This window comes from Actinomadura sp. 21ATH (genome assembly GCF_041951345.1).
GTDB lineage: Bacteria > Actinomycetota > Actinomycetes > Streptosporangiales > Streptosporangiaceae > Spirillospora.
In genome coordinates, this window is the sequence record NZ_JBGNUR010000002.1 from 814,788 (window position 1) to 840,549 (window position 25,762).

Below are 25,762 nucleotides of genomic sequence, written 5' to 3' on the forward strand. Positions count from 1 at the left end.
CCGTATGGATGAGAAACGCGGCGATGTACAGGAGCTGTCGGACTTCGAGCTGACCGTGTACGAGGCGGTCGCCGAGATCGACAAGGAGGGCGGCGCGGCCGACATCGAGACCCTCAACCGCCTGGTGGAGGGTCCCGAGGAGGACATCTGGGCCGCCCTCAGCCACCTGACCTCGGCCAACCACCTCCACAGCACCGGCAAGGGCTTCGTCCTCGGCCCCCACGACTGGGCTCCGTGATCAGACGAACTCGGAGGTGTCCAGCTCGAAGTCGAACGGCTCCGGCAGCGTGAGCGGCTTGCCGTAAGGCGCCCAGACGGCTTGGTGGTAGTCGTCGCGCTCTGGTTCGCTGAACAGCGTCACCTGCTTCTCCTCCTGGTCGACCAGGAGGTAGAAGGGAATGAGCGCCCGCGCGTAGCAGTGCCGCTTCGCACCTCGGTCCACCTCCGGCCTGGAGGAGGTCACCTCGGCGACCATCACCACCCCGTCCGGGGGCATCCAGGGCTCGGCGCCCCGGAACAGGCGCGACTCCCTCGGAGCGAACGTCCCGTCGGGGATCAGGTGCGCCTTCGGGCACTTGCCTCCGCTGGGCAACAGCAGCCCCTTGTGCCCGGAGAACGAGAACCTGACGGCCGCCTTCGTGTAGACCTGTTCGGCGATCAGGTCGATCGTGTCCTCGTGGTCGCCTGCGGGGGGTGGTGTCACGACGATCTCTCCATCGATCAGCTCCGCTCGGAAGCCCTCGGGGGTTTCAAGGGCGAGGAAGCCTTCGAGGAGAACGTCCTCCTGCGTTTCCGGTTCAAGAGCCATCATTGCCATGCCCTGCTCCCTTCCTCGTGAGGACGATTTTAGGGACAGAGCGCCACCCTTCGCTCACAGAACGTGGTTATCGGATCGTGCGGTTTCAGCCTACGGGACCCGGGCTGGCAGGTGGGGGAAGGTGTAGGGCAGACTCATCTAACAAACATCTGTTAGGCAGAACGGGAAGCCACACATGAAGCTCGCGGTGACCGAGGAGCAGGAAGAGTTGCGGGACGCGCTGCGGCGCTTCTTCGGCGACAAGTCGTCCGGTGCCGAGGTGCGGCGCCTCATGGAGACCGCCGAGGGGTACGACCCGGCGGTCTGGGAGCAGATGGCCGGGCAGCTCGGGCTCCAGGCGATGGCGATCCCCGAGGAGTACGGCGGCGCGGGCTTCGGCATGCGCGAGGTCTCGATCATCATGCAGGAGATGGGGCGGGCGGTGGTGTGCGCCCCGTACCTGTCCGGGCTGGTCGCCGCGGCCGCGCTGCTGGCCTCGGCGGACGAGGACGCCAAGGCAGAGCTGCTGCCCTCCATCGCCGAAGGGACGATCGCGACGCTCGCGTGGAGCGAGGGCGAGAGCTGGGACCCTGCGTCGATCGCCATGACCGCGCGCCGCGACGGTGACGGCTGGGTCCTGGACGGGACGAAGTCGTACGTCCTGGACGGGCATGTCGCGGCCCTGATCCTGGTGGTCGCCCAGGGCGAGGACGGGCTTGCGCTGTTCGCGGTGGACGGCGAAGCGGCGGGCCTCACCCGTACCGCGCTGCCCACGCTCGACCAGACCCGCAAGCTGGCCCGGCTGGAGTTCGCCGGGACGCCCGCGCGGCCGATCGACGCCGCGGCCGGGCCGGTGCTGGCGCACGCGCTCGACGTGGCGGCGGTCGCGCTGGCGGCCGAGCAGCTCGGCGGGGCCGAGCGGGCGCTGGAGATGACCGTCGGCTACATCAAGGTCCGCAAGCAGTTCGGGCGGGCGATCGGCTCGTTCCAGGCGATCAAGCACCGGTGCGCGGACATGTTCGTGCTCGTGGAGTCGGCGCGGTCGGCCGTCCTCCAGGCGGCGTACGTCGCCGACGAGCGGCCCGCGGAGCTGCCCGCCGCCGCGGCGCTGGCGAAGGCGTACTGCTCGGACGCCTGCTTCCAGGTCGCCGCCGAGACCATCCAGATGCACGGCGGGATCGGCTTCACGTGGGAGCACGACGCCCACCTGTACTTCAAGCGGGCCAGGTCGTCCCAGGAGCTCTTCGGCCCCCCGGCCCGGCACCGGGCCCGGCTGGCCGATCTCGTGGGGATCTGACGCATCCGGCCTCTAGGCTGGGGCGATGCGGAGTTCACTGGCGAGCGGGAGCATCTTCGGGCTGGCGTACGGGGACGCGCTGGGCGCGCCCACCGAGTTCCTCGACATGAAGGCGATCCGGAAGCGGTTCGGCGACGCCGGCCCCCGCGACCTGACCGGGAACCCGGCGCTGGTCACCGACGACACCCAGATGGGGATCGCGGTGGCGCTCGGGCTCCTGGACGCCCTGGAGAACCCGCCGTTCACCCCGGACCTGATCACGCCGATGTGGCGGCGCCGCTTCGTCGACTGGCTGGTCAGCCCGGACAACGACCGGGCGCCGGGCGGGACGTGCCTGCGGGCCTGCCGGGGCCTGGCGGACGGGCGCCCCTGGCCGGAGGCGACGCAGCACAACTCCAAGGGCTGCGGGGCCAACATGCGGGTCACTCCCGTGGGGCTGGCGCCGGGCCTGACCGACGAGCAGCGGGCGGGCGCGGCGCAGCTCCAGGCCGCGATGACGCACGGGCACCCGACGGGCCTGGCCGCCAGCGAGCTGACCGCGTTCACCGTGTGGTGGCTGCGCGAGGGCATGGCCCCGGCCGACCTGCCGGAGGCGCTGCGGGAGCGGGCCCGCGCGCAGCGCACCGCGTACCACGAGCAATGGCTGGGCGACCTGTGGTCGCGCTGGGGCGTGCGGACACCCGAGGACTTCATCTCGTACGGGTGGGACGAGTGCCTGGGCGTCCTCGACCGCCTGGACGCCGCGCTCGTGTTCCCGAACCGGGACGCCGACCCGTGCGACGCGACCGGCGCGGGCTGGGTCGCGGAGGAGGCGTTCGGGACGGGCCTGCTCAGCTTCCTGCTGTTCCCGGACGACCCGGTCTCGGCGATATGGCGCGGCGCCGCCAGCTCGGGCGACTCCGACTCGATCGCCTGCCTCGCGGGCGCCTTCGCGGGCGCCCACCTCGGGATGGACGCGTGGCCGGCCGAGTGGGCGTCCCGGATCGAGTACGCCGACGTCCTCGAGCGGATCGGCCGGGCCTGGGACTGAGGGTCAGGTGGCGGACCAGCCCGTCCAGCGGTCGATGGCGATCGCGATGACCGGCCCCTCGGGCGGGCGCTCGCGGTACTGGCGGTAGCGGCCGGCGAGGAGCGCCACCGGCCCGGCCATGCCCGCGGCGTCCTCGATCACGCGGGCGTGGCCGTCCACCCGCACCCACCAGAGGCGGTCCCAGTCGTCGTCGTAGTGGTCGGCCAGGAGCGACACGTGCGGGTTGGCGCGGACGTTGGCCAGCCGCTTGAGGTCGCGGCTGCTCTTGGGCTTGTGGTCCACGGCGGTGTAGACGGTGCCCTGTCCACCGCGAACGTGACCGTCACCAGGTGCGGGCGGTCGCGTCCGTCGGTGGTCGCGAGCCGGACGACCGGCGCCGCCGCCAGGCGGTGCAGCGCGTCGTCGGGAGAGAGCCGGGGCACGTCCGCAGCCTGCCACTCCCCCGGCGCGCGGTCCACGTCTTCGCGGCTACTTGCGCGGGTAGGCCGGCGGGTTCAGGCCGCGCTCGACGACGCGCAGGAGCTCCTCCTCGGTCAGGACGCGGGGCTCGCCGATGCTCCGGGCGCGGACGTAGACGCCGCACAGCCACTCCAGCAGGACGGCGTTCTCGTACGCGTGCTCCAGGTCGCGCCCGATGGTGACGCCGCCGTGGTTGGCCATGAGGGCGGCGTGCATGCCGCCGCCTCCGATGCCGCCCTCCATGGCGGCGCGGACGTTCGCGGCCAGTTCGGGCGTCCCGTACGTGGCGTACTCGGCCACCTTCACCACCCCGCCCAGCGCCAGGGTGTTGTAGTGGATCGGCGGCAGCTCGGTCATCGTGGTCGCGACCACCGCGCCGTACGTCGAGTGGGTGTGGACGACCGCGGTCGTGCCGGTGGCCTCGTAGATCGCCATGTGCATCGGCGTCTCCGAGGACGGCACCGACTCACCGTCGACCAGGTTGCCGTCCAGGTCCAGGACGGGGCAGTCCCCGGCCTCCATCCGGTCCAGCATGATCCCGGACGGGGTGACGGCGACCAGGTCGCCGGCGCGCACGCTGATGTTGCCGCTCGCCCCCGACACCAGCCCCGTCCCGGCCATCTTCCGGCCGATCGCGCACAGCCGCGCCCGCTCTTCCCCCAGCAACATCGCGAACACCTTTCACATCCAGCGGTCTCCAGGGCGTACGCTACGGCCCTCACGATCAAGAAGGGGACGCGCCATGGCCGTCGTGACGCTCGGAGCCCACATCGTCGACGTGCTCGCCCGCCCGGTGACCGCGATCCCGCCCGGCCAGGACACCGTCGTGGTGGACCGGATCCGGGCGACCGCCGCCGGCGCGGCGGCCGGCACCGCGGTGGCGCTGGCGCGCCTCGGCAACGAGGTCGTGTCCGTCGGCGCCATCGGCGAGGACGACCTCGGCGACCTGCTCGTCGCCGTCATGACCCGGCACGGCGTGGACGTGTCCGGCCTGGTCCGGCGGTCCGGCGAGCAGACGGCCGCCTCGATCCTGCCGATCCGGCCGGACGGCGGGCGGCCCTCGTTCCACGCGCCCGGCGCCAACCTCACGCTGACCCCCGGCGCCGTCGAGCCCGGCCTGCTCGCCGCCGCGGACGTGGTGCACCTGGGCGGTCCCGACGTCACGTTCGGGCTGAACGACCCGGCGTTCCTGGTGACGCTGGCGGCCGCCCGGGACGCCGGGACGGTCATCACGATGGACCTGCTGTCGGGCATGCCGGACCTGATCCAGGCCGCCCGCGCGTTCCTGCCGGTCGTCGACCACTTCCTCCCGAACGAGGAGCAGGCGCTGGCCATGACCGGCGAGGACGACCCCGAGCGGGCCGCGTACGCGCTGCTCGCGCAGGGACCGGCGTCGGTGGTGGTGACGCTGGGCGCCGCGGGCAGCCTGCTCGTGGACGCCTCCGGCGCGCACCGGCTCCCCGCCCGCAAGGTCGAGGTCGTCGACACCACCGGCTGCGGCGACGCGTACTGCGCCGGTTTCATCACCGGGCTCGTCCACGGGAAGGCGCCGCTGGAGTGCGCCCGCTGGGGCACCGCCGCCGCGTCGATCGTCGCGCAGGGGCTCGGCTCGGACGCCGGCCTCACCGACCTGGACGCCGTCCTCGCGCTGGTGGACGGCGGGCGGGAAGGGGAATGACCCCCGGTGCGACCGCGCCGCCGCACCCAGGGGCCATGTCCCTCAAAGTAGACGCTCGGGGCGTCTAACCGGTTTCATCCTTGTTAAGAGCTACGTACCAGATCGCCGTCAGAGGGCTCTCCGGCACCTCCTGTACCACCCGTGCCGGTCGTACCGGGCGCGCCGGTCGCGCCGGTCGCGCCGGCGCGCCCGCCGATGACCGCCTCGGCCGCGCCGACCAGCTGCTCCAAGCGGAAGACCTCGCTCCGATGGAACGGCGGCGCCCCGGTGCGGGCGACCACCAGCACCCGCCCGGCGATCGGGCAGATCGCGTACTGAGTGCCGTCCCCGGCGGTGAACGCGCGCGGCCGTACCGGCTCCAGGTCCGGCAGTTCCACCCCGGCGAGGCCGCCGAGGCTCGCGTGCGCCAGCCCCCCGCCCGCGCCGGTCTCCGCCAGGCCCGCCCAGTCGGCGCTCAGCAGCGCCGGGACCGCGTCCGCCAGCGTGACCGCGCCCCGCTCCGGAGCCGCGGCCAGCTGGCCGATCAGCGCCACGTCGGGGAACGCGCCCTGCGGCTCCGCCGTCGGCCAGATGCCGACGATGTCCACCCCCGGCACCGACGCCAGCCCGTCGCAGAGCCGGTCGATGCCCGCCCCGGCCGGCCAGGCGACGGTGAAGTCGTCCAGCGCCCGGCCGTTGTCGCGTTCCAGCACCGCCATCTGCACCACGTCCGCCCCCGCGGCCCCCAGAGTGCGGGCCACCTTGCCCAGCGATCCCGGCCGGTCCGGCAGCCTCACCCGAATCCTCAGCAACACGGCCACCTCCTGTAGTCGAACGGTGCCGTTCCACGGTCCGACACCCGCGTTTCCATCGTGTTACCCACGGGTGACGCCCCCAAGAAACCCCATGACCGGTGGGGACACACCTGTGAAACGGCGCCGTGCGGCCCTATCCTCGCCACGGGCGGGCCGTTAAGGTAACTGCACGTGTCGAGCGCCCGGGACAGCAGTGTCAACGAGGGCCCCGCCCCCGCGGAGGCCCCGCCCCCTGACGCCGCCGATCCGGCGGCGGACGAGCCCGGGGCGGAGCCCGCGCCCGGGCCGGACGCCGGACCGGACGCCGGGCCGGCCACTGGGCCGGACGCGGAGGCGCTGGACGAGATCGCGCAGGCGCTGGCGGCGCTCACCAAGCGGCTGGAGCGCGAGCACGAGCGCGCCGCGCACCGCGAGTCGGTCATCGACCGGCTGCACGAGGAGAACCAGACCCTGCGCCGCGGCGAGCTGCAGTCGGCGTTCGAGCCGGTACGCGCCGCGCTGTACCGGCTGCACGACATGGCCCGCCGCGAGGCCGAGCGCTGGGCCTCCCCCGAGCCGCCCGCCCCCGAGCACGCCGCGGCGCTGCTGGGCGCGGTGGCCGACGAGGTCGCCGACGCGCTCGCCCGCACCGGCGTGGAGCGTTTCACGGTGGCGCCCGGCGAGCCGTACGACTCCACCCGGCACCGCCCCGTCGCCGTCGAGCCGGTCGGCGACCCGGAGGCGGCCGGGACCGTCGTGTCCGTGCGGACCCACGGGTTCGAGCGGGACGGGCGGGTCGTCCGGAAGGCGGAGGTCGCCGTCGGCAAGGCGCCCGAACGGGACCCCCTTCCCGAAACTCGTACCACGGACAGGCCAAGCGGCCTGCACGAAGGCGGCCGGGGCGAGACGATAACGGTCGAGAAGCAGAAGCCCGGTCCGTAGGGCTCGCCCCCGCCGAGCCCGCGACACCGATACCAGGAAGGGAGCGAGCGCGAGCATCCGGCACGGCCCCCGCCGTGCCGCCGCGCGACTCTGATGGCCGTCTACGGGATCGATCTGGGAACGACCTACTCCTGCATTGCCTCCATCGACGATGTGGGACGGCCCGCGGTCCTGCGAAACCTGGAGGGCACCGACACCACGCCGTCCGTCGTCTACTTCGAGAGCGGCGAGAACGTGGTGGTGGGGGCGACCGCCAAGGACACCGCGGTACTGGAGCCCGACAACGTGGTCAGCCTGATCAAGCGGGACATGGGGCGCGACGTCCGCCGCCGGATCAACGAGTTCGACTACACGCCGGAGGAGATCTCGGCGTTCATCCTGCACAAGCTGGCGACCGACGCCCGGACCAGCACCGGCGAGGAGGCCCGCGACGTCGTGGTGACGGTGCCGGCGTACTTCGGCGCGGCCGAGCGGGACGCCACCCGCAAGGCGGGCCGGATCGCGGGGCTGAACGTCATCGACATCGTCTCCGAGCCGATCGCCGCCGCGATCACCTACGGGGTGCTCAACCCGGAGAGCGACCGCACGATCCTGGTGTACGACCTGGGCGGCGGCACGTTCGACACGACCGTCATCACGCTGCGGGGCGGGCACATCGAGGTCGTCTGCACCGACGGCGACCACGAGCTGGGCGGCGCCGACTGGGACGAGCGGCTGGTGCTGTACCTGGTGGAGCGGTTCCGCGCCGAGCATCCCGACGCGGGCGACCCGCTGGAGGACAAGCAGACCGAGCAGCAGCTGCGCCGCGACGCCGAGGACGCCAAGAAGGCGCTGACGACCCGTACGGCGCACACGGTGCGGGTGATGCACGGCGGCCGGGTGTCGGCGGTCGAGGTGACGCGGGAGAAGCTGGAGGAGCTGACCCGCGACCTGCTGGACCGCACCGTCGAGATCACCGGCCGTACCCTCGGCGCCGCCGCCGACAAGGGCGTCCACGACTACGACGACCTGGTGCTGGTGGGCGGGTCGACCAAGATGCCCGCGGTCGCCGCCCGCCTCCAGACCGAGCTGGACCTGCCGCCGCGCCTCCAGGACCCCGACCTGGCGGTCGCCAAGGGGGCGGCGCTGTACGCGTTCGAGGAGACCTACCGGCGGCTGCTGGCCTCGGGCGAGCAGGACCGCGCCGAGGAGATGGCGGGCAAGGCGGGCCTGTCCACCGACCAGCAGAAGCAGATCGCGGCCCGCCAGATCAGGACGGTGGCCTCGCACGCGTTCGGCATCGTCGTGGTCGACCGCGAGTCCGGGGCGGAGCACGTCGCCCACCTGGTGCACGCGAACGACGAGCTGCCCGCCGCCAAGTCCGAGGACTTCTTCACCGTCTACGACGACCAGACATCGGCCGACATCCGGGTGATGGAGCAGGCTGGCAGCGTGGAGTCCGCCGAGCTGATCGACAACACCGAGATCGCCACCGGCGACATCCGCGTCCCGGCGGGCAAGAAGGCCGGCTGGCCGATCGAGGTCACCTTCGCCCTCGACTCCTCCGGCCTGCTCAACGTCACCGCGGTGGAGAAGGAGACCGGCGAGCGGCTGGAGCTGAAGGTCGACGTCGGCGGCATGTCGGAGGAGGAGGTCGAGAAGTCCCGCCGCGCCCTCTCCCGCGTCCAGATCACCTGATCTTCGTGCGCGACGCGCAAGGGACCGGGAGCCGCCGAGCGGAGGCGAGGCAATGGGCATGGACGATGCCGAGTATCAGCGGGGGGTGCTGGAGCCCGCCCGGGCGGCGGGGGACCGGCCGCCCGAGGATCTGCGGGTCCGGTACGCGCTGCCCGATCCGCTGACCTCGGCGGCGGTGGCGGCGCGGGTCAAGGAGGTGCGGCAGTGCTGGCGGCGGGCGCGCGGCCAGCTGAAGTACCGCAAGCTCATCGACCGGCTGGAGGCCGAGCACCGGGAGCTGGCGCCGCTGTTCCAGGCGGCCGAGCGGGGCGATCTGCGGCCGCTGGCCGAGCGGCTGCGCGGCGGCGAGGAGCGGACCGCGGCCCGGCGCGGGCAGGCGCGGGCGCGCCTGGCGGACGCGGCCGGGACGCTGCGGATGGTGGCGCCGGCGGAGCTGGAGGGCATCGCGCGCACGGCCGGGGTGACGCGGGCGGAGCTGGAGTCGCTGGCCGAGGCCGACCGGATCGAGGTGCGGGAGCCGGACCGGCTGCCGGTGTCGCCGCCGTACGCGGCGTACCGGACGGTGCGCGAGTCGCTGGAGGTGCTGGGCCGGCGGCATCTGGCGGAGTTCGTGTTCGGCGGGCGGCTGCGCGGGCCGATGCGGGTGGCCGCCGGGTTCGCGGCGCCGGGGCCGAACGGCGAGGCGCTGCGGCTGGACGCGGCGGCGGTCGCGGCGACGACGGCGGCGTGGGCGAAGCGCAGCCGCGACACGAGCACCACGCACGCGGACACGGTGCTGGCGGCGCTGAAGTCGGCGCTGCGGTCGGACGCGGGGCCGGCCGAGCTGGTGCGGTTCGACATCGTGGAGCGGCTGCGGGAGCGGCTGCGGCAGCGGGCCTCGGACCGGGCGCTGCTGCGGTACGCGGTCGAGGATCTGGGCGTGGAGCCGGGCGACGCGCGCCGGCTGGTGTTCGCGGTGCTGCGGGAGGCGGGGCCGGGCGGCGGGCCGGCGGGCCGGCTGCGGGCGCTGCTGGACGCGGGCGAGGTGTACGCGGCGGCGGAGCTGGCGGAGGCGGCCGGTCCGGAGGGCCCGGCGGACGAGGAGGCGGCGCTGCTGGCCGCGGAGGCGCGGCGGCGGGTGGACACGGCGGTGCGGCTGCGCGAGCACGCGGCGGCCGAGGCCGATCCGGACCGGGCGTGGCTGCTGCTGGCCGACGCGCTGCGGCTGGTCCGCGATCTGCCGGGGGCGCGCGAGCATCAGGAGCGGCTGCCGCCGCGGCCGGTGCCGGCGGTGCGCGCGGACGTGGACGGGACGGTGGTGCGGCTGTCGTGGCCGCCGTCGCCGTCCACGGCGGGCGAGGTGACGTACCGGGTCGTGCGGCGGGCCGGGCGCCCGCCGCGGACGGCGTCGGACGGGGAGCCGGCGGGCGAGCGCGACGACCGCCCGCCGGTCAACGTGCCGCTGTTCTACGGCGTGGCCGCGGTGCGCGGCGGGGCGGCGGCCGAGCCGGCGGTGGCGGGGCCGGTGCTGGTACGGCCGGAGCCGGCCGAGGTGGAGCTGGTCCCGGGCGACGGGACGGTGACGGGGCGGTGGCGGTGCCCGGCGGAGGCGGCGCGGGTCGAGGTCGTCCGGGACGGGCGTGCGGTCGCGGCGGACCGCGAGGGTTTCCAGGAGCGGGTGCCGAACGGCACGACGGTGCACTACAGCGTCCGCGCGGTCTACCTGGACGGGGACGGCCGCGAGGTGGCCACGCCGGGCGTCCGGGCGTCGGTCACGCCGAGCGCGCCGCCGGACCCGGTGTACGAGCTGTCGGCCGGGCCCGACCCGGCCGATCCGGCGGCGCTGCTGGTGCGGTTCGCGCCGCCCGCGCACGGGACGGCGGAGCTGGTGCTGGTGGACCGCTCGCCGCCGTGGCCGCGCAGCGCGGTGGTGCCGCTGGAGGAGGTGCGGCGGGCGAGCCGGCGGGTGCCGGCGGCCGCGGCGGCGGGCGGCGGGCTGGTGGTGCGGCCACCGGCGGGCGGCTGGCTGCTGGCGGTGACGGTGTCCGGGGGGACGGCCGCGATCGGCGCGTACCACCGGCACGTCCATCTGCCGCCGCCGGAGCGGCTGGTGGCCGAGCGGCGCGGCGCGCAGGTGCACGTGGGGTTCGACTGGCCGCCGGACGTGGCGGAGGTGGAGCTGGCGTACCGGGTCGGGGCCGCCCCGTCTGCCGTGCCGGGCCCGGCCGACGGCGGCGGCGAGCCGCGGCGGGAGATCGTGACGCGGGCGGCGTACGACACGCAGGGCGGGATCCGGGTGCCGGTGCCCGAGGAGCTGCCGGTGGAGATCGCGGTGGCGGCGGCGGGGACGCTGGACGGCGCGCCGGTCACGGGGCCGCCGGTGACGGCCGAGGTGGGCGCGCGCGTGCTCGTCCACTACGACGTGGAGCGCACCGGCCCGCCCTGGCGGCGGTCGCTGACGATCCGGCTGGCGTGCGCGCGGCCGCTGCGCGTGCGGCGGCTGGTGCTGGTCCGGCGGGCCGGGCGGGTGATGCCGCACCGGGCCGCGGACGGCGAGACGGTCGGCGACTGGGCGGAGGTGCCGGTGCCGGGCGAGCTGTCGGTGCCGCTGCCCAAGGGTTCCGACGGGCAGTGGCTGCGGTGCTTCGCCGAGGATGATGTCATCGAGCTCCGCGACCCGCCGGTGCGGCGCCTGCGGAGCGCGAGGTGACCGGGCCGGTGGCCGCGGGGCAGTACCGGAGGAGGAGACCGTGTCGCTAGCGTCCCGGGTGCAGCTCCCGAGCGGGCGCGCTCGGCAGGGGCTGACCTGCCCGTACTGCTTCGCCGTGGTGGAGCGGCAGCGGATCCCGTTCCGGTGCCGGGGGCGCGCGGGCCGCCGGCAGGGCTGCGAGCCGGTGCTGGACCGGCCGCTGGCCGACTACCTGGGGTCGGCGGCGGGCGCCTCGCTGCCGCCGGTCTTCCCCGCCCCGGGACGCAAGGGGCGCGCCGAGTGCCCCGACTGCGGGCAGCCCACGGGCAACCGGGTGTGCCCGGAGTGCCACAACCCGCTGCCGCCGGCGTACGTGGACTCCCCCGGCCGGATCGTCGCCCTCGTCGGCGCGAAGAACGCGGGCAAGAGCACCTACATCGCGGTGCTGCTGCACGAGCTGATGAACCGCGTCGGCACCGAGCTGGACGCCTCTCTGGTGGCCTGCGACGACCGGACGATCGAGCGCTACAAGCGCGACTTCGCCCGCCCGCTGCTGGAGCAGCGGCGGCTGCTGCCGACGACGGCGAGCGCGGCGACGAGCCCGCGCGAGCCGCTGGTCTACCTGCTGACCCGTACCCGCCGGTCCCGGTTCGCGCCGGGCCGGCTGGCGCGGCCGCGCAACGACTCGCTCGCGCTGGTGCTGTTCGACACGGCGGGCGAGGACCTGCGCAGCCGCGAGGTCCGCGACCTGCACCTGCGCTACCTGGAGGCGGCCGACGCGGTCATCTTCCTGGTGGACCCGCTGGAGCTGCCGGGGGCGAGGCCGGCGCTGCTGGAGGGCGCGCCGGGCCCGCCGGGGACGCCGGCGGACGACCCCGACAGCGAGCCGATCAACGTCATCGCCCGGGTCACCGAGGCGCTGCGCGCCCGGCACGGGTCCCGGCCCGGCGAGCCGCTGCCGGTGCCGATCGCGGTGGCGCTGACGAAGATCGACATGCTGCGCCCGGCGCTGCTGCGGCAGTCGGCGCTGCACCGCTCGCGCGGCGGCACGGGCGTCCTCGACCTGGACGACAGGGAGGCCGTGGACGCCCAGGTCCGGGCGCTGCTGCACGACTGGGAGGCGGGGCAGCTCGACACGTTCCTCGGGCAGCAGTACGCCGATCACGCGCTGTTCGGCGTCTCCGCGCTCGGCGGCGTCCCCGAGGGCGGGCGCGTGGGGGCGGGGGGCGTGCGGCCGTACCGGGCGGAGGACCCGCTGCTGTGGCTGCTCTACAGGTTCGGGATGCTCGACGGGCTGCGTCCCGGCGACGACGCCCCGTCCCGGGGAGCGTGAGCGGGTGGCGTGGCAGCTGCACTACACGTCGGCGAGGCGCGGGCCCACCGGCCGGGCCGGGTTCCAGTTCGTGGCGGAGACGCCGGGGCTGCCGGAGGGCGCCCGCGCCGGGGTGACGCCGTACCTGTCGTACCGCCCGCCGCCGGACGCCCCGCTCTCCCCCGACGACGGCGAGCTCGGCCGCTTCCCGGTGGCGCTGCTGTACGACCGGGTCGCCGAGCGGCCGCTGCTGCTGCGCTGCCGCTACCTGGGCCAGGACTACTCGGGCCGGTACGGCAACTTCTTCGCGCACGCGGTCGTCGCCGAGGAGGAGGAGCTGGAGGGGCTGCGTCCCGCAGAGCTGTGGCACTCCCCCTTGTGGAGCGACGGGCCGGCGCGGGTCGGGGAGCTGCCCGTCCTGGACGATCTCGCCCCGGGGGACGGCTCCGATCCCGAGTCGCTCGCGCACTGGCTGCACGCGCAGGACGGCGCGTTCACGCTCCTGGGGCGGCTGATGGACGCCGTCGCGGGGGTGCTGGCGAAGGGGCACGGGCGGGTCGTGCTGGTCGCCGGCGACGTGGAGCCGATCGCGCGGTGGATCGCGGTGGTGTCGTACTCGCTGCCGGTCGCGGCGGCGGCGCGGATGTCGTTCGTGACCTACAGCGCCGACCCGGACGCCGCGGCGCAGCGGCTGGTGGGCACCACGCCGGACGTGTGGGCGGCGGCCCAGCGGCTCGCCGGCCACGCGTTCCACCTCCCCGGCGGGCGCGGGCCCGGCGACGGCGAGGCGAGCCGGTTCGCCCGGACGGTCGCGGCCTGCTGGCGCGACTTCGACTTCGCCGGGCTGGACGCGCTGGGCGAGCTGGCCCCGCCCGGCGCCGCCGCCCCGCCCGAGGCGCTGGACGAGGCCGCGGCGCTGCTGGCGCTGTGCCGGGGCGACCGGACGGTCACCCCGCGGGAGGAGGAGGCGGTCACCCGGCTGCTCGCCCGGCGCGGCGGCGCGATGCCCGACTGGGTCTGGCGCGACCTGGCGCAGAGCGCGCCCGCGATGGGCGTCGACCTGGCCCTGGCGGTGCACCGCCACGCGCGCGAGGCGGGCGCCGCGGGCAGCGGCCCGGCGATCGAAGCGGCGCTGGCGGCGGCCCCCGACCTGGCCGAGGTGGCCCGGATAGCGGCGGCGGCCGACGGCCCGGACGGCGTGGTGGGGGGCGGGGTCGAGGTGGCGGTCCGGGAGGCGGCGGCGCGGTGCGTGCGGGGCGGGGACGCTGATGTCGCGCGGGCGCTCGGCGGTGTTCCGGCGGGGGTGCGCGGGGCGTTGCTGGACGGGTGCCTGGCGGGCCTGGCCGGCGCAGAGGGCGAGGTGCGGCGGGCGGTGCTCACGCCGGAGGCGTGCGACCTGCTGTACGAGGACGTCGACCGGCTCAGGGGCGTCCCCGAGATCGCGGGCGCCGTGCTGGTGCCCGTGCTGGTGTCGGTCGGCCGCCGCCGGTCCGAGCGCCGGCTCACCGTGACCGGGGAGCTGCTCCATCTCGGGACGCTCGGGGCGCTCGGGGCCGCCGGCGCCGACCGGGCGCTGGCGCGGGTCTGGGTCACCGCCCCGACCGCCGCGCAGTGCCTGGCGCTGCTGGATCTGCACGCCGGCGCGTTCGCGGAGCACCCGGCCCTGGCGGCGCTGCCGTCCCGGGCGTTCGCGCGCCTGGCCGCCGAGGGGGACCGGGCGCTGATGGCGCCGGACGCGCTGCGGCTGGCGGCGCGGGTCCGGGAGGCGCTGCCGGACGGCGGGGACGCGGCCGTGATCCAGGCGTACGCCGAGGCGGTCACCGCCGAGCGCCCGGAGCGCGCCGCGAAGGCGCTCGCCGCGACCGCGGCGTCGGCGGGGCTGGCCGACGATCTGCTGGCCGCGGCGGCCGGGCGGCTGGCCGAGCGGCCGCCGCGCTTCCGGGCCGCGCTGCTGGCCGCGCTCGACGGCGCGCCGCGCTCGCGGCTGGGCGCGCTGTGGGCCGCCGCGCTGCCGGGCCGGGCCCGGTCCGGCCGGGCGCCGCTGCGCGGCGAGGAGATCGCGCGGCGCAACGAGCTGATGGAGGTCGTCCTGCGGCTGCGCCGCGGCGGCGCCGCCGAGCCCGCGCTGGAGACCTGGGCGCGGTCGGCGGCGGGGCGCCGGCTGTCGGCGCGGCAGCTGGACGCGCACTTCTCGCGGGCGCCCGAGCTGCGCGCGGCGCTGCGCGAGCTGGTCGCCGAGGCGCGGGGGGACTGAGGCGATGCACGTCGTCGTGATCGTGCTGCTGGCGGCGGTCTGGCTGGCCGCGATGTGGCTCGGGTTCGTGATCGTGTTCCCGGTGCTGTTCCCGGTCACGCTGATCGCCGCGGGCGCCGCCGCGCTCGGCCTCTACTACCTGCACGCGTGCCGCACGCTGGGGCCGTCCACCCTCAAGGGGCCCTCCCCCGTGGCCGAGCCGGAGGTGTCCTACCGGCACTACCTGCTGTCGCAGGTGTGGTGGGACTGGTGGACGATCACGCGCACGGTCGTCCCGCGCGTGTGGACGGCCGCGTCCGGCGTCGTCGTCGCGCTGACCCGCACGCTGCTCGGCGGGGTGTGGGGGTTCTTCGCCTTCCCGGTCTGGCTCGCGCTGTGCGCGGGCATCGCGGCCGCGGCGCTCCCCGCCGCCGTGATCGGCGCGGCCCTCACCATCCTGTACGGCGCCGTCGCCGCCGTCGGGCTCGCGGCCTGGCTGGCGTGCGTGCTCGTCCTGGCGGCCGTCGAGCGGCTGTTCATGGCGTACGGGCGGATCCTCCAGACCTGCCCGCACCCGTTCTGCTACGAGAAGATCGCCCTGCCGGTGTACGAGTGCCCCGGCTGCGACGCCCGCCATCCGCGGCTCACGCCCGGTCCGGCCGGGGCGTTCCGCCATGTCTGCCGGTGCGGGGCGCGGCTGCCGACGGCGGTGTTCCTCGGCCGCTTCCGGCTCGCCGCGTACTGCCCGCACTGCACCGGCCGCCTCCCGGACCGGATCGGGCGGGTGCGGGTGGAGCCCCTCCCGTTCGTGGGCGGCCCGGCGGCCGGGAAGACGACGTTCATGGTGCTGGGCATCCGGGCCCTGCACGCGCGCGCCGAGGCGCTCAAAGGGCGGCTGGCGTTCGTGGAGCAGCGGCACGCGCTGGCGTACGCGCGGGCGATCGGCGAGTTCCGGCGCGGCGGCCGGCCGGCCAAGACGGGCCCGGAGCTGCCGCTGGCCACCATGGTGGACGTGGACCTGCCGGGACGCGCGCGCCGCATCCTCTACATGTTCGACCCGGCGGGCGAGCACTACACGGGCGCGACCGAGGTGGAGTCGCTGCGCTACCTGGACCACGGCGAGGCGCTGCTGTTCGTCGTGGACCCGTTCGCGCTGCCGCAGGTCCACCGCGCGCTGACCGGGGACGAGCGGCGGCGCGTCGACCGGGCGGCGGCGCCGTCCGGCGAGGATCCGGCCGACACGCTGCAGCGCGTGCTGAACGAGCTGCGCTCGCGGCCCGACCGGGGCAGGCGGAAGCGGGTGGCGGTCGTGGTGACCAAGGTCGACCTGCTGGGCGGCACGGAGATCGGCCGTACGGCGGGGGCGGGCGACGCGGAGCTGCGCGGCTGGCTCGACGACGTGGGGCTGGGCAACACCGTCCGGGCGCTCGACCAGGCCGCCGGGCAGGTCCGCTACTTCGGCTCCGGGCTGGAGACGCCGCCCGACGACGTGGCCGACCTGCTCGGCTGGGTCTCCGGGCTGCCCGCCGACCGGCGGCAGGCGGCGGGCGGGCCCGGCCGCGATCCGTCCGGGTCGCTGCCCGGCACGGCGCCGCTGCGCGCCCCCTGGCCGGTCCGGGGACGCGGGGACGCCCGGGTGCCGGCCGGCTACCAGGCGGGCCGGTGGGCGGTGCTGGCGGGGCTGTCGGTGCTCACCGCCGCGACCGTGACGGCGGTGGCCGTCGCCGTGGCCGCGCGCTACCCGTTCCACTTCCAGTACTGGAACCTGCCGTTCTGATGCCGTTCCGGTGCGGATCTCGAACTCTCACCCGCCCGCGGGCGTCCCAACGCGCAAGAGGGGGATACCGCAGGAGCGGACGGAACCCCGCCTGATGATCGGGGGCATCCGATGCCCGAGCGCGAGGTACGACCAGGCACGACCGAGGCGGCGGCCGCGGCGGCCACCGGAGCCGCGGAGTCGCCGGAGGCCGCGGAGGCGGGGCGGGAGGGCTCCGGCTACGCCGAGATCTCGGTGCGCACCATGCTGCTGCTCGGCGGCGTCAGCACGGTCGTGGCCGTGGCCGTCCTCGGCCTGACGCTGCTCGTCGCGCCGGGCGGGAGCGGCGGCACCGCCGGATCGCCGCCGCCGGACGCGTCCGTGCCGCGGGCGCCGGTGTCCGGGGCCGCGCAGGGCCCGCCGGTCGCCGTCCCGAACGTCGCCGGGCTGGACGTCGCGGCGGCCGTCAACCGGCTCGCGGTGCGGCGCATCCCGCTGGGGGGCGTGATCCGCGTGCCGTCGTCGCGGAACGCGGGGCTGGTCGTGCGCAGCTACCCGGGCGGCGGGACGGTCGTGCGGGGCGGGGCGCCGGTGACGCTGTACGTGTCGGCGGGCATGGGCGGCTCGGTGACCGGCGGCGAGGTCACCGTCCCGTACCTCGTCGGGCTGGACGAGCAGCGCGCCCGCGGCACCGCCGCGGCGCTGGGCCTGCGGGTCGCGGTCGAGGGCTCGGGGACGGCCGTCGCGGCGCAGCGGCCCGCGCCCGGCTCGGTCCTCCCCCGCGCCGCGACCGTCACGCTCACGCTGCGCTGAGCCCCCGCGCCCGGCCGGGGCCGAGGGCGAATGTGAGGCACCCCACTCCCTGACGCGGCAGATAACGTACCGTCATCGTGTTGCAGCGGTCGGGCCCGACCCCTGGGCCGCCCCGCGACAGAGAGGTGACGAGATGGCCACGCCCGCGACCGAGAACGCAGGAATCCTGGACGAGGCGGCGGGGAACCTGCTGTTCCGCGACGCCCGCACCGCGAACGCCTTCTCCGGCGAACCGGTCACGGACGAGCAGCTCAGAGCCGTGTACGACCTGATCAAGTGGGGCCCGACCGCGATGAACGCGCAGCCGCTGCGGCTGGTCGCGGTGCGCTCCGAGGAGGCCCGGCGGCGGCTCCTGCCGCTCATGGCCGAGGGCAACCGGGCCAAGACCGCCGGCGCGCCGCTGACCCTGATCGTCACCGCCGACGCCGACTTCCACGAGCACCTGCCGACCACGTTCCCGCACAAGCCGGGCGCGCGGGAGGCGCTGGCCGCCAGCCCCGGCCGCGAGCGGATGGCGCGGTTCAACGCCACGATCCAGCTCGGCTACCTGATCCTCGGGATCCGCGCGGCCGGGCTGGCCGCCGGGCCGATGGCCGGGTTCGACGCCGAGGGGATCAAGAAGGAGTTCCTGGGCGACACGAACCAGGAGGTCATCGCGGTCGTCAACGCCGGCCGCCCCGGCCCGGACGCGTTCTTCCCGCGCAACCCCCGCCTGGAGTACGACCAGGTCGTCACCACCCTCTGACCCGAGCCCCCGCCCCTCGGGCGCCCCGCCGCGCGGTCGCCCGCGCGCGGCGGTGCGCCCGGCCCGTTCACCCCCGTCCAACGGAGACCCCCAGATGAGCCAGGCGGACACCCGCGCCGAATCGGCACCCGCGACCGCGCCGCCGGGGACCGAGTCCCTCCCCCGCCGGCTGTGGCTGATCGTCCTGCTCGGCGCGCTGGCCGCGATCGCGCCGATGACGACCGACATGTACCTGCCGGCGCTGCCCGGCATGCCGGCCGACCTGTCGACCGGCACCATGCAGATCCAGCTCACGCTGACCGCCAACGTGGTCGGCCTGGCCGCGGGCCAGGCGATCGCCGGGCCGCTGAGCGACACGTTCGGCCGCCGCCGCCCGCTGCTGATCGGGATGGCGGCGTTCGCGGTGGTGTCCCTGCTGTGCGCGTTCGCCCCGACGGTGGAGGCGCTGATCGCGCTGCGGCTGGTGCAGGGCGCCACCGGCGCGGCCGGGATCGTGATCGGCCGGGCCATCGTCCGGGACCGCTACGACGGCGTGGCCGCGGCCAGGTTCTTCGCGGCGCTGATGCTGGTGAACGGGCTGGCGCCGATCCTGGCGCCGGTCGTCGGCGGGCAGCTGCTCCGCGTCGTCCCCTGGCCGGGGGTCTTCGCCGTGCTGTCCGCGTTCGGCGCGCTGCTGCTGATCGGCGTGCTGTTCGGGCTGCGCGAGACGCTGCCGGAGGACGCGCGCGCGTCCGGCGGCGTGCGGGCGACGCTGGGCACGTTCCGCGGGCTGCTGGCGGACCGCGTCTTCCTCGGGTACGCGCTGACGCTGGGGCTGTCGTTCGCCGCGATGTTCACCTACATCTCCGGCTCGTCGTTCGTGCTCCAGGACATCTACGGCATGTCCGCCCAGACCTACAGCCTGGTGTTCGGCGCCAACGCGATCGGCATCGTGGTCGCCGGGCAGGTCAGCGGGCGGCTGGCGGGTCGGGTCCGGCTGGAGCGGATCCTGTACGCCGGGCTGGGGATCGCGACCGCGGGCGGCGCCGCGCTGGCCGCCGGCGCGCTGGCGGGCGGCGGGCTCGCTGTCGTGCTGCCCGCGCTCTTCCTGGTGGTGGCCGCGCAGGGGCTGATCCTGCCGAACGCCACCGCGCTCGGACTGTCCGGGCGGCCGCCCCGGGTGGCGGGCAGCGCGTCCGCCCTCCTCGGCGTCGCCCAGTTCGGGCTGGGCGGCGCGGCCGCCCCGCTGGCCGGGCTCGGCGGCTCCGGCACGGCGGTTCCGATGGCGGTCTCGATCGGCGCGCTGATGGTCGCGGCGGTCCTCGCGGCGGCGGTCATCGCCCGCCCGAGAAAGGTTGCTTCACAGGACTGACACCCCGTACGGTCGAGAGGTGATCGTCAGAATCGGCTTCATGCCCGCCGCCGCGACGCCCGACCGGGACGACCTCACCGCCCTCGTCCTCGGCCTGGAACGCGAGGGGTTCGACTCGCTCTGGGTGTCCGAGCGCCCCACCGGGCCGGCGGGCGACCCCGTCGTCGCGCTGACGTTCGCGGCCGCGCTCACCTCCCGGATCAAGCTCGGCCCGGCGGTCATGGCGCTGCCCGGCCGGCCGCCCGCGCTGGTCGCGCAGGAGCTGGCCTCGCTCGATCGGCTGTCGGCCGGGCGGCTGCTGCCCGCGTTCGGCCTCGGCGTCCGGCACGCCGGCGACCAGCAGGCGTACGGCATCCGGCGGGAGGACCGCGCCCCCATGCTGGACGAGGCGCTGCCGCTGCTGCGGCGGTTCTGGGCCGGGGAGGAGGTCGTCCACCACGGCAGGTACTACGCCTACGACGGCGTCCGGATCAACCCGCGGCCCTCCAAGGGCGGCTTCGACGTGTGGCTGGGCGGCGCGTCCGACGCCGAGCTGCGCCGCACCGGGCGGCTCTCGGACGGCTGGCTGGCCTCGTTCACCACGCCCGCCGAGGGGGAGCGCGGCCGGCTCGCGGTCCAGCGCGCCGCGGCCGAGGCCGGGCGGGAGATCGAGGAGGAGCACTTCGGCGCGGTCGTCCCGTACCGGACCGGCCCCCTCACCCCCGAGCTGGAGAAGCGGATCATGGGCGCCGCCCGCCGGGTGCACGGCCCGGCCGCGCCCGACGACGTGGCCCCGCCCCTGGACGCCCTGGAGGCCCACCTCAAACGCCTGGTCGAGGCCGGCCTGTCGAAGTTCGTGCTGATCCCGCTGGGCGGCCCGCCCGCGGACTGGGACGCCGAACTGGCGGAGGTGCGCGACGCCGTCCTGCACCTCCAGACGTCGACTCGTGGCGTGTCCCGCCCGTAGAGCGCTCCGGACATGGCGACACGCCACGGGTCAACGCGGCGGCTCGGCGGGGCGGAGCGCGGCCAGCACGAAGGCCGCCACCTCGGCGGCCAGCTCGGCGGCCGTCTTCGGGCCGTCCGCGCGGTACCAGTACGGCATCTGGTTGACCATGCCCAGGGCGACGATCGTGACGGTGTCCGCCGACGCGTCCGCCGCGAACGCGCCGTCCCGCTGGCCCTGCTCGATCAGCGCCCGGAAGCGCACGTGGTAGCGGCGCCGGTCGGCCCGCACGGCGTGCATCCGGTCGTGGTCGAGCCGGTACATCTCCCGGGTGAAGACCTTGGCCTCGTCGATGTGGACGGCGGTGCTCTCGATCAGGCTCGTGATGACCGCCCGCACCGTGGCGGCGGGCGGCTCCCCGGCGGCCAGGATCCGGTCCAGGTCGGCGAGCTGGCGGCCGATCAGCGAGTGGTAGATCTCGTAGAGGAGGTCGTCCTTGGAGTCGAAGTAGTGGTAGAGCGCGCCCTTGGTGACCTCGGCGGCCGCCACGACCTCCTGCACCGAGGTCCCGGCGAAGCCGCGCTCGGCGAACAGCCGTACGGCCGCGTCCAGGATCCGCCGCTCCACCGGGCTGCGCCGCACCTCGGCGGACCGCCCGCCAGCCACCATGCCGACCCGCTCCTCCCTGACCGCCGGACCCGTCCCGCCGCCGTGCCCGGGCCATTGACGCGGGCCCGGCCCGGTCATAGCTTGCCAGAAAACCGACCGGTCGGTATGCCCCAGGAGTACCCATGCCCTCAGTCCAGACCGTCCGCGGCCCGGTCGACACCGCCGCCCTCGGCACCACCCTGATGCACGAGCACGTCTTCGTCCTGTCCACCGAGCACGTCGAGAACTACGGCGCGGGCGCCTGGTGGGACGAGGAGGAGCGGGTGGCGGACGCGGTCGCCAAGCTGCGCCAGCTGGTCGACCGCGGCGTCACCACCATCGCCGACCCCACCGTGTGGGGCCTCGGCCGCTACATCCCCCGCATCCAGCGGATCGCCGAGCAGGTGCCCGAACTCAACATCATCGTCGCCACCGGGATCTACACCTACAACGACGTCCCGTTCCAGTTCCACTACCGCGGCCCCGGAACGCTCCTGGGCGGGCCCGAACCGATGATCGCCGACTTCACCCGCGACCTCACCGAGGGCATCGCCGGGACCGGCGTGCGCGCCGGTTTCCTCAAGTGCGCCGTGGACCACGGCGGCCTGCTCCCCGGCGTCGAGCGCGTCCTGCGGGCCGTGGCGGCGACGCACCGCGAGACCGGCGCGCCCATCACCGTCCACACCGACAGCTCGGTGCACGCGGGCCGCGCCGTGGTCGAGGTGCTCGGGAAGGAGGGCGTCGACCTCACCAAGGTCGTGATCGGCCACGCCGGCGACAGCAACGACCGCGACTACCTCAAGGAGCTGGCCGACACCGGCGCGATCCTGGGCATGGACCGGTTCGGCCTGGACGTGATCAACTCGACCGCCGACCGGGTCAGCACGATCGCCGCCCTGTGCGAGGAGGGCTACGCCGACCGGATGGTCCTCAGCCACGACGCCAGCTGCTACATGGACTGGTTCGGCCCCGACCCCGACACGCTGCGCGGCATGGCGCCCAACTGGAACTACCGCCACATCAGCGACGACGTCCTGCCCGCCCTGCGCGCGCTCGGCGTCACCGAGGCCCAGCTCGACCAGATGCTCGTGGAGAACCCGCGGCGGTACTTCACGGGTGGAAACGGGGGGTAGTTCCGGAGCGGACGAACGGGGAAGATCGTTCATAGTGCGCGACCGTTGCTCCCCGGCAAGGGAGACGGCCGGAGGAGGGCGCAGGTGAACGAGGAACCCGAAGGGCGCGGATGCGGCGGCTGCCTGCTCCTCCTGGCCGCCCTCGCCGCCCTGGTCGCCGTCCTGGCCGGCCGCCCCCTCTGGGACGGCCGGTCGGGCGATGTCCGGTCGGCGCCGGAGAGCGCGTTACCGGCGCCCGCCCGCACGGTGCCGGCCGAGCCCAGCGGCCGCCGGCCCGGGGTGGTCAACATCGACACCGAGCAGGGGCTGCGCAGCACCCGCGCCGCCGGGACCGGGATCCTGCTGGACGCCTCGGGCCTGGTCCTGACCAACAACCACGTCATCCAGGGCGCGACCACCATCCGCGGAACGGTCACCGACAACGGGCGCCGCTTCCCCGCCGACGTCCTCGGGTACGACAAGTCCGGCGACATCGCGGTGATCAGGCTGCGCGGCGCCGCCCGGCTCAAGCCCGCCGCGTTCGGCGACTCCGGCCTCGTCCAGCTCGGCGACCCGGTCACCGCGGTCGGGAACGAGGGCGGCAAGGGCGGGCAGCCCAAGGTCGTCACCGGCCGGATCACCGCGCTGGACCAGCAGGTCACCGCCACCGACCAGAGCGACGGCAGCTCCGAGCGGCTCACCTCGATGATCGAGACCGACGCGCCGATCCGGCCCGGCGACTCCGGCGGCCCCCTCCTCAACACCTCCGGGCAGGTCATCGGCGTGAACACCGCCGCGTCCGCCGGGTTCACGATGAACCAGGGCGCCCACCGCGGGTACGCGATCCCGTCCAACCGGGCGCTGGCCGTCGCCCGCCAGATCCAGGAGGGGCGCGCCTCCGACACCGTCCACATCGGCCGTACGGCGATGCTCGGCGTCCAGGTCCGCTCGGTGACCCGTACCCCGGGGCAGGGCACCGCGCCGCCCGCCGCCAGCGGCGCGCTCATCGCCGGGGTCCTCCCCGGCACCCCCGCCGAGGCGGCCGGCCTGCCCGAGGGCGCGGTGATCGTCGCGCTGAACGACCGGCCCGTGGACTCCCCCGGCACCCTGACCGGCTTCCTGCTGCGCCACCATCCCGGCGACACCGTGCGGCTCGGCTGGGTCGACTCCGCCGGCCGCCGGTTCACCACGCCCGTCCGCCTGGCGGAAGGTCCGCCCCAGTAGCGTGCGACAGTGGAGGGGCAGGACGAGCACGAGGATGTGAACGATGAGCCGCAAAGCCCCCCGGGACGACCACGACGACACCGGCCTCCGGGTCTCCGCGCCGAAGGAGTGGGCCGCGGGGGTGCCCGGGGTCACGGCGGCGCTCAAGCGGTCGTACGACCAGATGGGCGTCGGGCGCACCGCGCTCACGCTGCTGCGCGTCAACCAGAAGCAGGGCTTCGACTGCCCCGGCTGCGCGTGGCCCGAGGGCGACAAGAGGCACGTGGCCGAGTTCTGCGAGAACGGCGCCAAGGCCGTCGCCGAGGAGGCCACGACCCGGCGGGTCACCCGGGAGTTCTTCGCCCGGCACACCGTCGACGAGCTGAACGGGATGAGCGACCACTGGCTGGGGCAGCAGGGCCGGCTGACCGAACCGATGATCAAGCGGTCCGGGTCGGCGCGCTACGAGCCGGTGTCGTGGGACGAGGCGTTCGCGCTGCTGGCCCGGGAGCTGGCCGGGCTGGACTCGCCGGACGAGGCCGTCTTCTACACCTCGGGCCGGACGAGCAACGAGGCGGCGTTCGCGTACCAGCTGTTCGTGCGGTCCTTCGGCACCAACAACCTGCCCGACTGCAGCAACATGTGCCACGAGTCGTCGGGGTCGGCGCTGACCGAGACGATCGGCGTCGGCAAGGGCTCGGTGCGCCTGGAGGACCTCCCCCGGGCCGACCTGATCTTCGTGGTGGGGCAGAACCCGGGCACCAACCATCCGCGCATGCTGTCGGCGCTGGAGGAGGCCAAGAAGGCCGGCGCGCGGATCGTCGCGGTCAACCCGTTGCCGGAGGCCGGGCTGATGCGGTTCAAGAACCCGCAGCGGCCCGGCGGCGTCGCCGGGCGCGGCACGGCGCTCGCCGACCGGTTCCTGCAGATCCGGCTGAACGGCGACCTCGCGCTCTTCCAGGCGCTCAACCGGCTGCTGGTCGAGAAGGGCGCGGTCGACCGCGCGTTCCTGGACGAGTACACGGCCGGCTACGAGGCGCTGGAGATGCACCTGCGCGGCCTGGACTGGGACGACGTGCTGGAGGCGACCGGCCTGTCCCGCGCCGAGATCGACGCCGTCCTGGCCGACGTGGTCGGCTCCGAGCGGATCGTGGTGTGCTGGGCGATGGGCCTCACCCAGCACCGCAACTCGGTCCCGACGATCCGCGAGGTCGTCAACTTCCTGCTGCTGCGCGGCAACATCGGCCGGCCCGGCGCGGGCGTGTGCCCCGTCCGCGGGCACTCCAACGTGCAGGGCGACCGGACGATGGGCATCTACGAGAAGCCCCCGGCCGCGTTCCTGGACGCGCTGGGCGCGGAGTTCGGGTTCGAGCCGCCGCGCGAGCACGGGTACGACACGGTCGAGGCGATCCGCGCGATGCGCGACGGCCGGGCGAAGGTGTTCCTGGGGATGGGCGGCAATTTCGTCCGCGCCACCCCCGACTCGGCGGTGACCGAGGCGGCCGTGCGGCGGTGCCGGCTGACCGCCCACGTGTCCACCAAGCTCAACCGCTCGCACGCGGTGACCGGGGAGCAGGCGCTGATCCTGCCGGCGCTGGGCCGTACCGAACGGGACGTGCAGGCGTCCGGGCCGCAGTTCGTGTCGGTCGAGGACTCGATGGGGATGGTGCACGCCTCCCGCGGCCGGCTCGCGCCCGCCTCGCCGGACCTGCTGTCGGAGGTCGCGATCGTGTGCCGGCTGGCCCGCGCGGCGCTGCCCGGCTCGACGGTCGACTGGGCGGGGATGGAGCGCGACTACGACGTCGTCCGCGACCACGTCTCGCGCGTGGTGCCCGGTTTCGAGCGCTACAACGAGCGGATCCGGGAGCCGGGCGGGTTCACGCTGCCGCACGCGCCGCGCGACGCCCGCCGCTTCCCGACCGCCACCGGCAAGGCCAACCTGACCGTGAACGAGCTGGAGGTGCTGCGCGTGCCGGAGGGGCGGCTGCTGCTCCAGACGGTGCGCAGCCACGACCAGTACAACACCACGATCTACGGGATGGACGACCGGTACCGGGGCATCAAGGCGGGGCGCCGCGTCGTCTTCGTCAACCCCGCGGACCTGGCGGAGCTGGGCCTGGCCGACGGCGCCACGGTCGACCTGGTGTCGGAGTGGTCCGACGGCCGCGAGCGCCGCGCGCCGGACTTCCGGATCGTCGCGTACCCGACGGCCCGGGGCTGCGCCGCCGCGTACTTCCCGGAGACGAACGTGCTGGTCCCGCTCGACAGCACGGCCGACATCAGCAACACCCCGACGTCGAAGTCGGTCGTGATCCGCTTGGCCGGTGCCGGACGGGATTAGGCT

At 75.3% G+C, this 25,762-nt stretch carries 22 protein-coding genes; 17 read left to right on the top strand and 5 right to left on the bottom strand.

What is annotated here, in order from left to right; all coding sequences use genetic code 11:
* The first annotated feature begins 4 nt into the window (after positions 1 to 4).
* Positions 5 to 238: a hypothetical protein gene (locus ACA361_RS10170; protein ID WP_375011582.1), complete on the top strand. Its 234-nt coding sequence runs from the start codon at positions 5 to 7 to the stop codon at positions 236 to 238.
* On the opposite strand, the gene ACA361_RS10175 is transcribed toward ACA361_RS10170, so the two are convergent.
* Entirely contained in the window at positions 239 to 817 is a 579-nt protein-coding gene (locus ACA361_RS10175) for a Uma2 family endonuclease (RefSeq protein ID WP_375011583.1), read from the bottom strand. It abuts the gene before it with no gap.
* A 175-nt stretch (positions 818 to 992) separates the two neighbouring features.
* Between ACA361_RS10175 and ACA361_RS10180 the strand changes: the two genes are divergently transcribed.
* Together ACA361_RS10180 and ACA361_RS10185 are read left to right on the top strand one after the other, a co-directional pair.
* The gene (locus ACA361_RS10180) at positions 993 to 2,093 is read left to right on the top strand and encodes an acyl-CoA dehydrogenase family protein (protein ID WP_375011584.1); all 1,101 of its coding nucleotides are present in this window, start codon (positions 993 to 995) and stop codon (positions 2,091 to 2,093) included.
* 25 nt (positions 2,094 to 2,118) lie between these two features.
* Positions 2,119 to 3,123 carry an ADP-ribosylglycohydrolase family protein gene (locus tag ACA361_RS10185; protein ID WP_375011585.1) on the top strand — a complete coding sequence of 335 codons (1,005 nt, stop codon included), beginning with the start codon at positions 2,119 to 2,121 and terminating at the stop codon, positions 3,121 to 3,123.
* Between the two features lie 3 nt (positions 3,124 to 3,126).
* Here the strand turns inward: ACA361_RS10185 and ACA361_RS10190 are convergent, their stop codons facing one another.
* Both ACA361_RS10190 and ACA361_RS10195 read right to left on the bottom strand, forming a co-directional pair.
* A complete protein-coding gene (locus ACA361_RS10190) occupies positions 3,127 to 3,405 on the bottom strand; it encodes a TIGR03668 family PPOX class F420-dependent oxidoreductase (protein ID WP_375011586.1) in 279 nt (92 codons plus the stop codon).
* Positions 3,406 to 3,591: 186 nt separating this feature from the next.
* Complete coding sequence (locus ACA361_RS10195) at positions 3,592 to 4,251, bottom strand: class II aldolase/adducin family protein (RefSeq protein ID WP_375011587.1); 660 nt, start codon at positions 4,249 to 4,251, stop codon at positions 3,592 to 3,594.
* 73 nt (positions 4,252 to 4,324) lie between these two features.
* On the opposite strand from ACA361_RS10195, the gene ACA361_RS10200 reads away from it, so the two are divergent.
* The gene (locus tag ACA361_RS10200) at positions 4,325 to 5,260 is read left to right on the top strand and encodes a carbohydrate kinase family protein (protein ID WP_375011588.1); all 936 of its coding nucleotides are present in this window, start codon (positions 4,325 to 4,327) and stop codon (positions 5,258 to 5,260) included.
* Between the two features lie 83 nt (positions 5,261 to 5,343).
* Here ACA361_RS10200 and ACA361_RS10205 read toward each other — a convergent pair whose 3' ends face one another.
* A complete protein-coding gene (locus ACA361_RS10205) occupies positions 5,344 to 6,054 on the bottom strand; it encodes an ACT domain-containing protein (protein ID WP_375011589.1) in 711 nt (236 codons plus the stop codon).
* A 171-nt stretch (positions 6,055 to 6,225) separates the two neighbouring features.
* Here ACA361_RS10205 and ACA361_RS10210 point away from each other — a divergent pair, with 171 nt between their 5' ends.
* The 10 genes from ACA361_RS10210 to ACA361_RS10255 all read left to right on the top strand — a co-directional run bounded on the left by ACA361_RS10210 (position 6,226) and on the right by ACA361_RS10255 (position 20,476).
* Complete coding sequence (locus ACA361_RS10210) at positions 6,226 to 6,975, top strand: nucleotide exchange factor GrpE (protein WP_375011590.1); 750 nt, start codon at positions 6,226 to 6,228, stop codon at positions 6,973 to 6,975.
* A 93-nt stretch (positions 6,976 to 7,068) separates the two neighbouring features.
* Positions 7,069 to 8,652: an Hsp70 family protein gene (locus ACA361_RS10215; RefSeq protein ID WP_375011591.1), complete on the top strand. Its 1,584-nt coding sequence runs from the start codon at positions 7,069 to 7,071 to the stop codon at positions 8,650 to 8,652.
* Positions 8,653 to 8,704: 52 nt separating this feature from the next.
* Positions 8,705 to 11,341, top strand: a complete 2,637-nt coding sequence (locus ACA361_RS10220) for a hypothetical protein (protein WP_375011592.1) — start codon at positions 8,705 to 8,707, stop codon at positions 11,339 to 11,341.
* 40 nt (positions 11,342 to 11,381) lie between these two features.
* Complete coding sequence (locus tag ACA361_RS10225; protein WP_375011593.1) at positions 11,382 to 12,653, top strand: hypothetical protein; 1,272 nt, start codon at positions 11,382 to 11,384, stop codon at positions 12,651 to 12,653.
* Positions 12,654 to 12,657: 4 nt separating this feature from the next.
* Positions 12,658 to 14,886, top strand: a complete 2,229-nt coding sequence (locus ACA361_RS10230) for a hypothetical protein (RefSeq protein ID WP_375011594.1) — start codon at positions 12,658 to 12,660, stop codon at positions 14,884 to 14,886.
* A 4-nt stretch (positions 14,887 to 14,890) separates the two neighbouring features.
* Positions 14,891 to 16,642: a hypothetical protein gene (locus ACA361_RS10235; protein ID WP_375011595.1), complete on the top strand. Its 1,752-nt coding sequence runs from the start codon at positions 14,891 to 14,893 to the stop codon at positions 16,640 to 16,642.
* A 111-nt stretch (positions 16,643 to 16,753) separates the two neighbouring features.
* The gene (locus ACA361_RS10240) at positions 16,754 to 17,434 is read left to right on the top strand and encodes a PASTA domain-containing protein (RefSeq protein WP_375011596.1); all 681 of its coding nucleotides are present in this window, start codon (positions 16,754 to 16,756) and stop codon (positions 17,432 to 17,434) included.
* A 133-nt stretch (positions 17,435 to 17,567) separates the two neighbouring features.
* On the top strand, positions 17,568 to 18,179 hold the full coding sequence (locus tag ACA361_RS10245; RefSeq protein WP_375011597.1) for a malonic semialdehyde reductase: 612 nt from the start codon (positions 17,568 to 17,570) through the stop codon (positions 18,177 to 18,179).
* 94 nt (positions 18,180 to 18,273) lie between these two features.
* Entirely contained in the window at positions 18,274 to 19,530 is a 1,257-nt protein-coding gene (locus tag ACA361_RS10250; protein ID WP_375011598.1) for a multidrug effflux MFS transporter, read from the top strand.
* Positions 19,531 to 19,549: 19 nt separating this feature from the next.
* Entirely contained in the window at positions 19,550 to 20,476 is a 927-nt protein-coding gene (locus ACA361_RS10255) for an LLM class flavin-dependent oxidoreductase (protein WP_375011599.1), read from the top strand.
* Between the two features lie 30 nt (positions 20,477 to 20,506).
* On the opposite strand, the gene ACA361_RS10260 is transcribed toward ACA361_RS10255, so the two are convergent.
* Entirely contained in the window at positions 20,507 to 21,124 is a 618-nt protein-coding gene (locus ACA361_RS10260) for a TetR/AcrR family transcriptional regulator (RefSeq protein ID WP_375011600.1), read from the bottom strand.
* 122 nt (positions 21,125 to 21,246) lie between these two features.
* On the opposite strand from ACA361_RS10260, the gene ACA361_RS10265 reads away from it, so the two are divergent.
* From ACA361_RS10265 to ACA361_RS10275, 3 genes are all read left to right on the top strand, one after another.
* Positions 21,247 to 22,236: a phosphotriesterase gene (locus ACA361_RS10265; protein ID WP_375011601.1), complete on the top strand. Its 990-nt coding sequence runs from the start codon at positions 21,247 to 21,249 to the stop codon at positions 22,234 to 22,236.
* Between the two features lie 84 nt (positions 22,237 to 22,320).
* Positions 22,321 to 23,439 carry a S1C family serine protease gene (locus tag ACA361_RS10270; RefSeq protein ID WP_375011602.1) on the top strand — a complete coding sequence of 373 codons (1,119 nt, stop codon included), beginning with the start codon at positions 22,321 to 22,323 and terminating at the stop codon, positions 23,437 to 23,439.
* Positions 23,440 to 23,482: 43 nt separating this feature from the next.
* A complete protein-coding gene (locus ACA361_RS10275; protein WP_375011603.1) occupies positions 23,483 to 25,759 on the top strand; it encodes an FdhF/YdeP family oxidoreductase in 2,277 nt (758 codons plus the stop codon).
* The last annotated feature ends 3 nt before the right edge of the window (positions 25,760 to 25,762 follow it).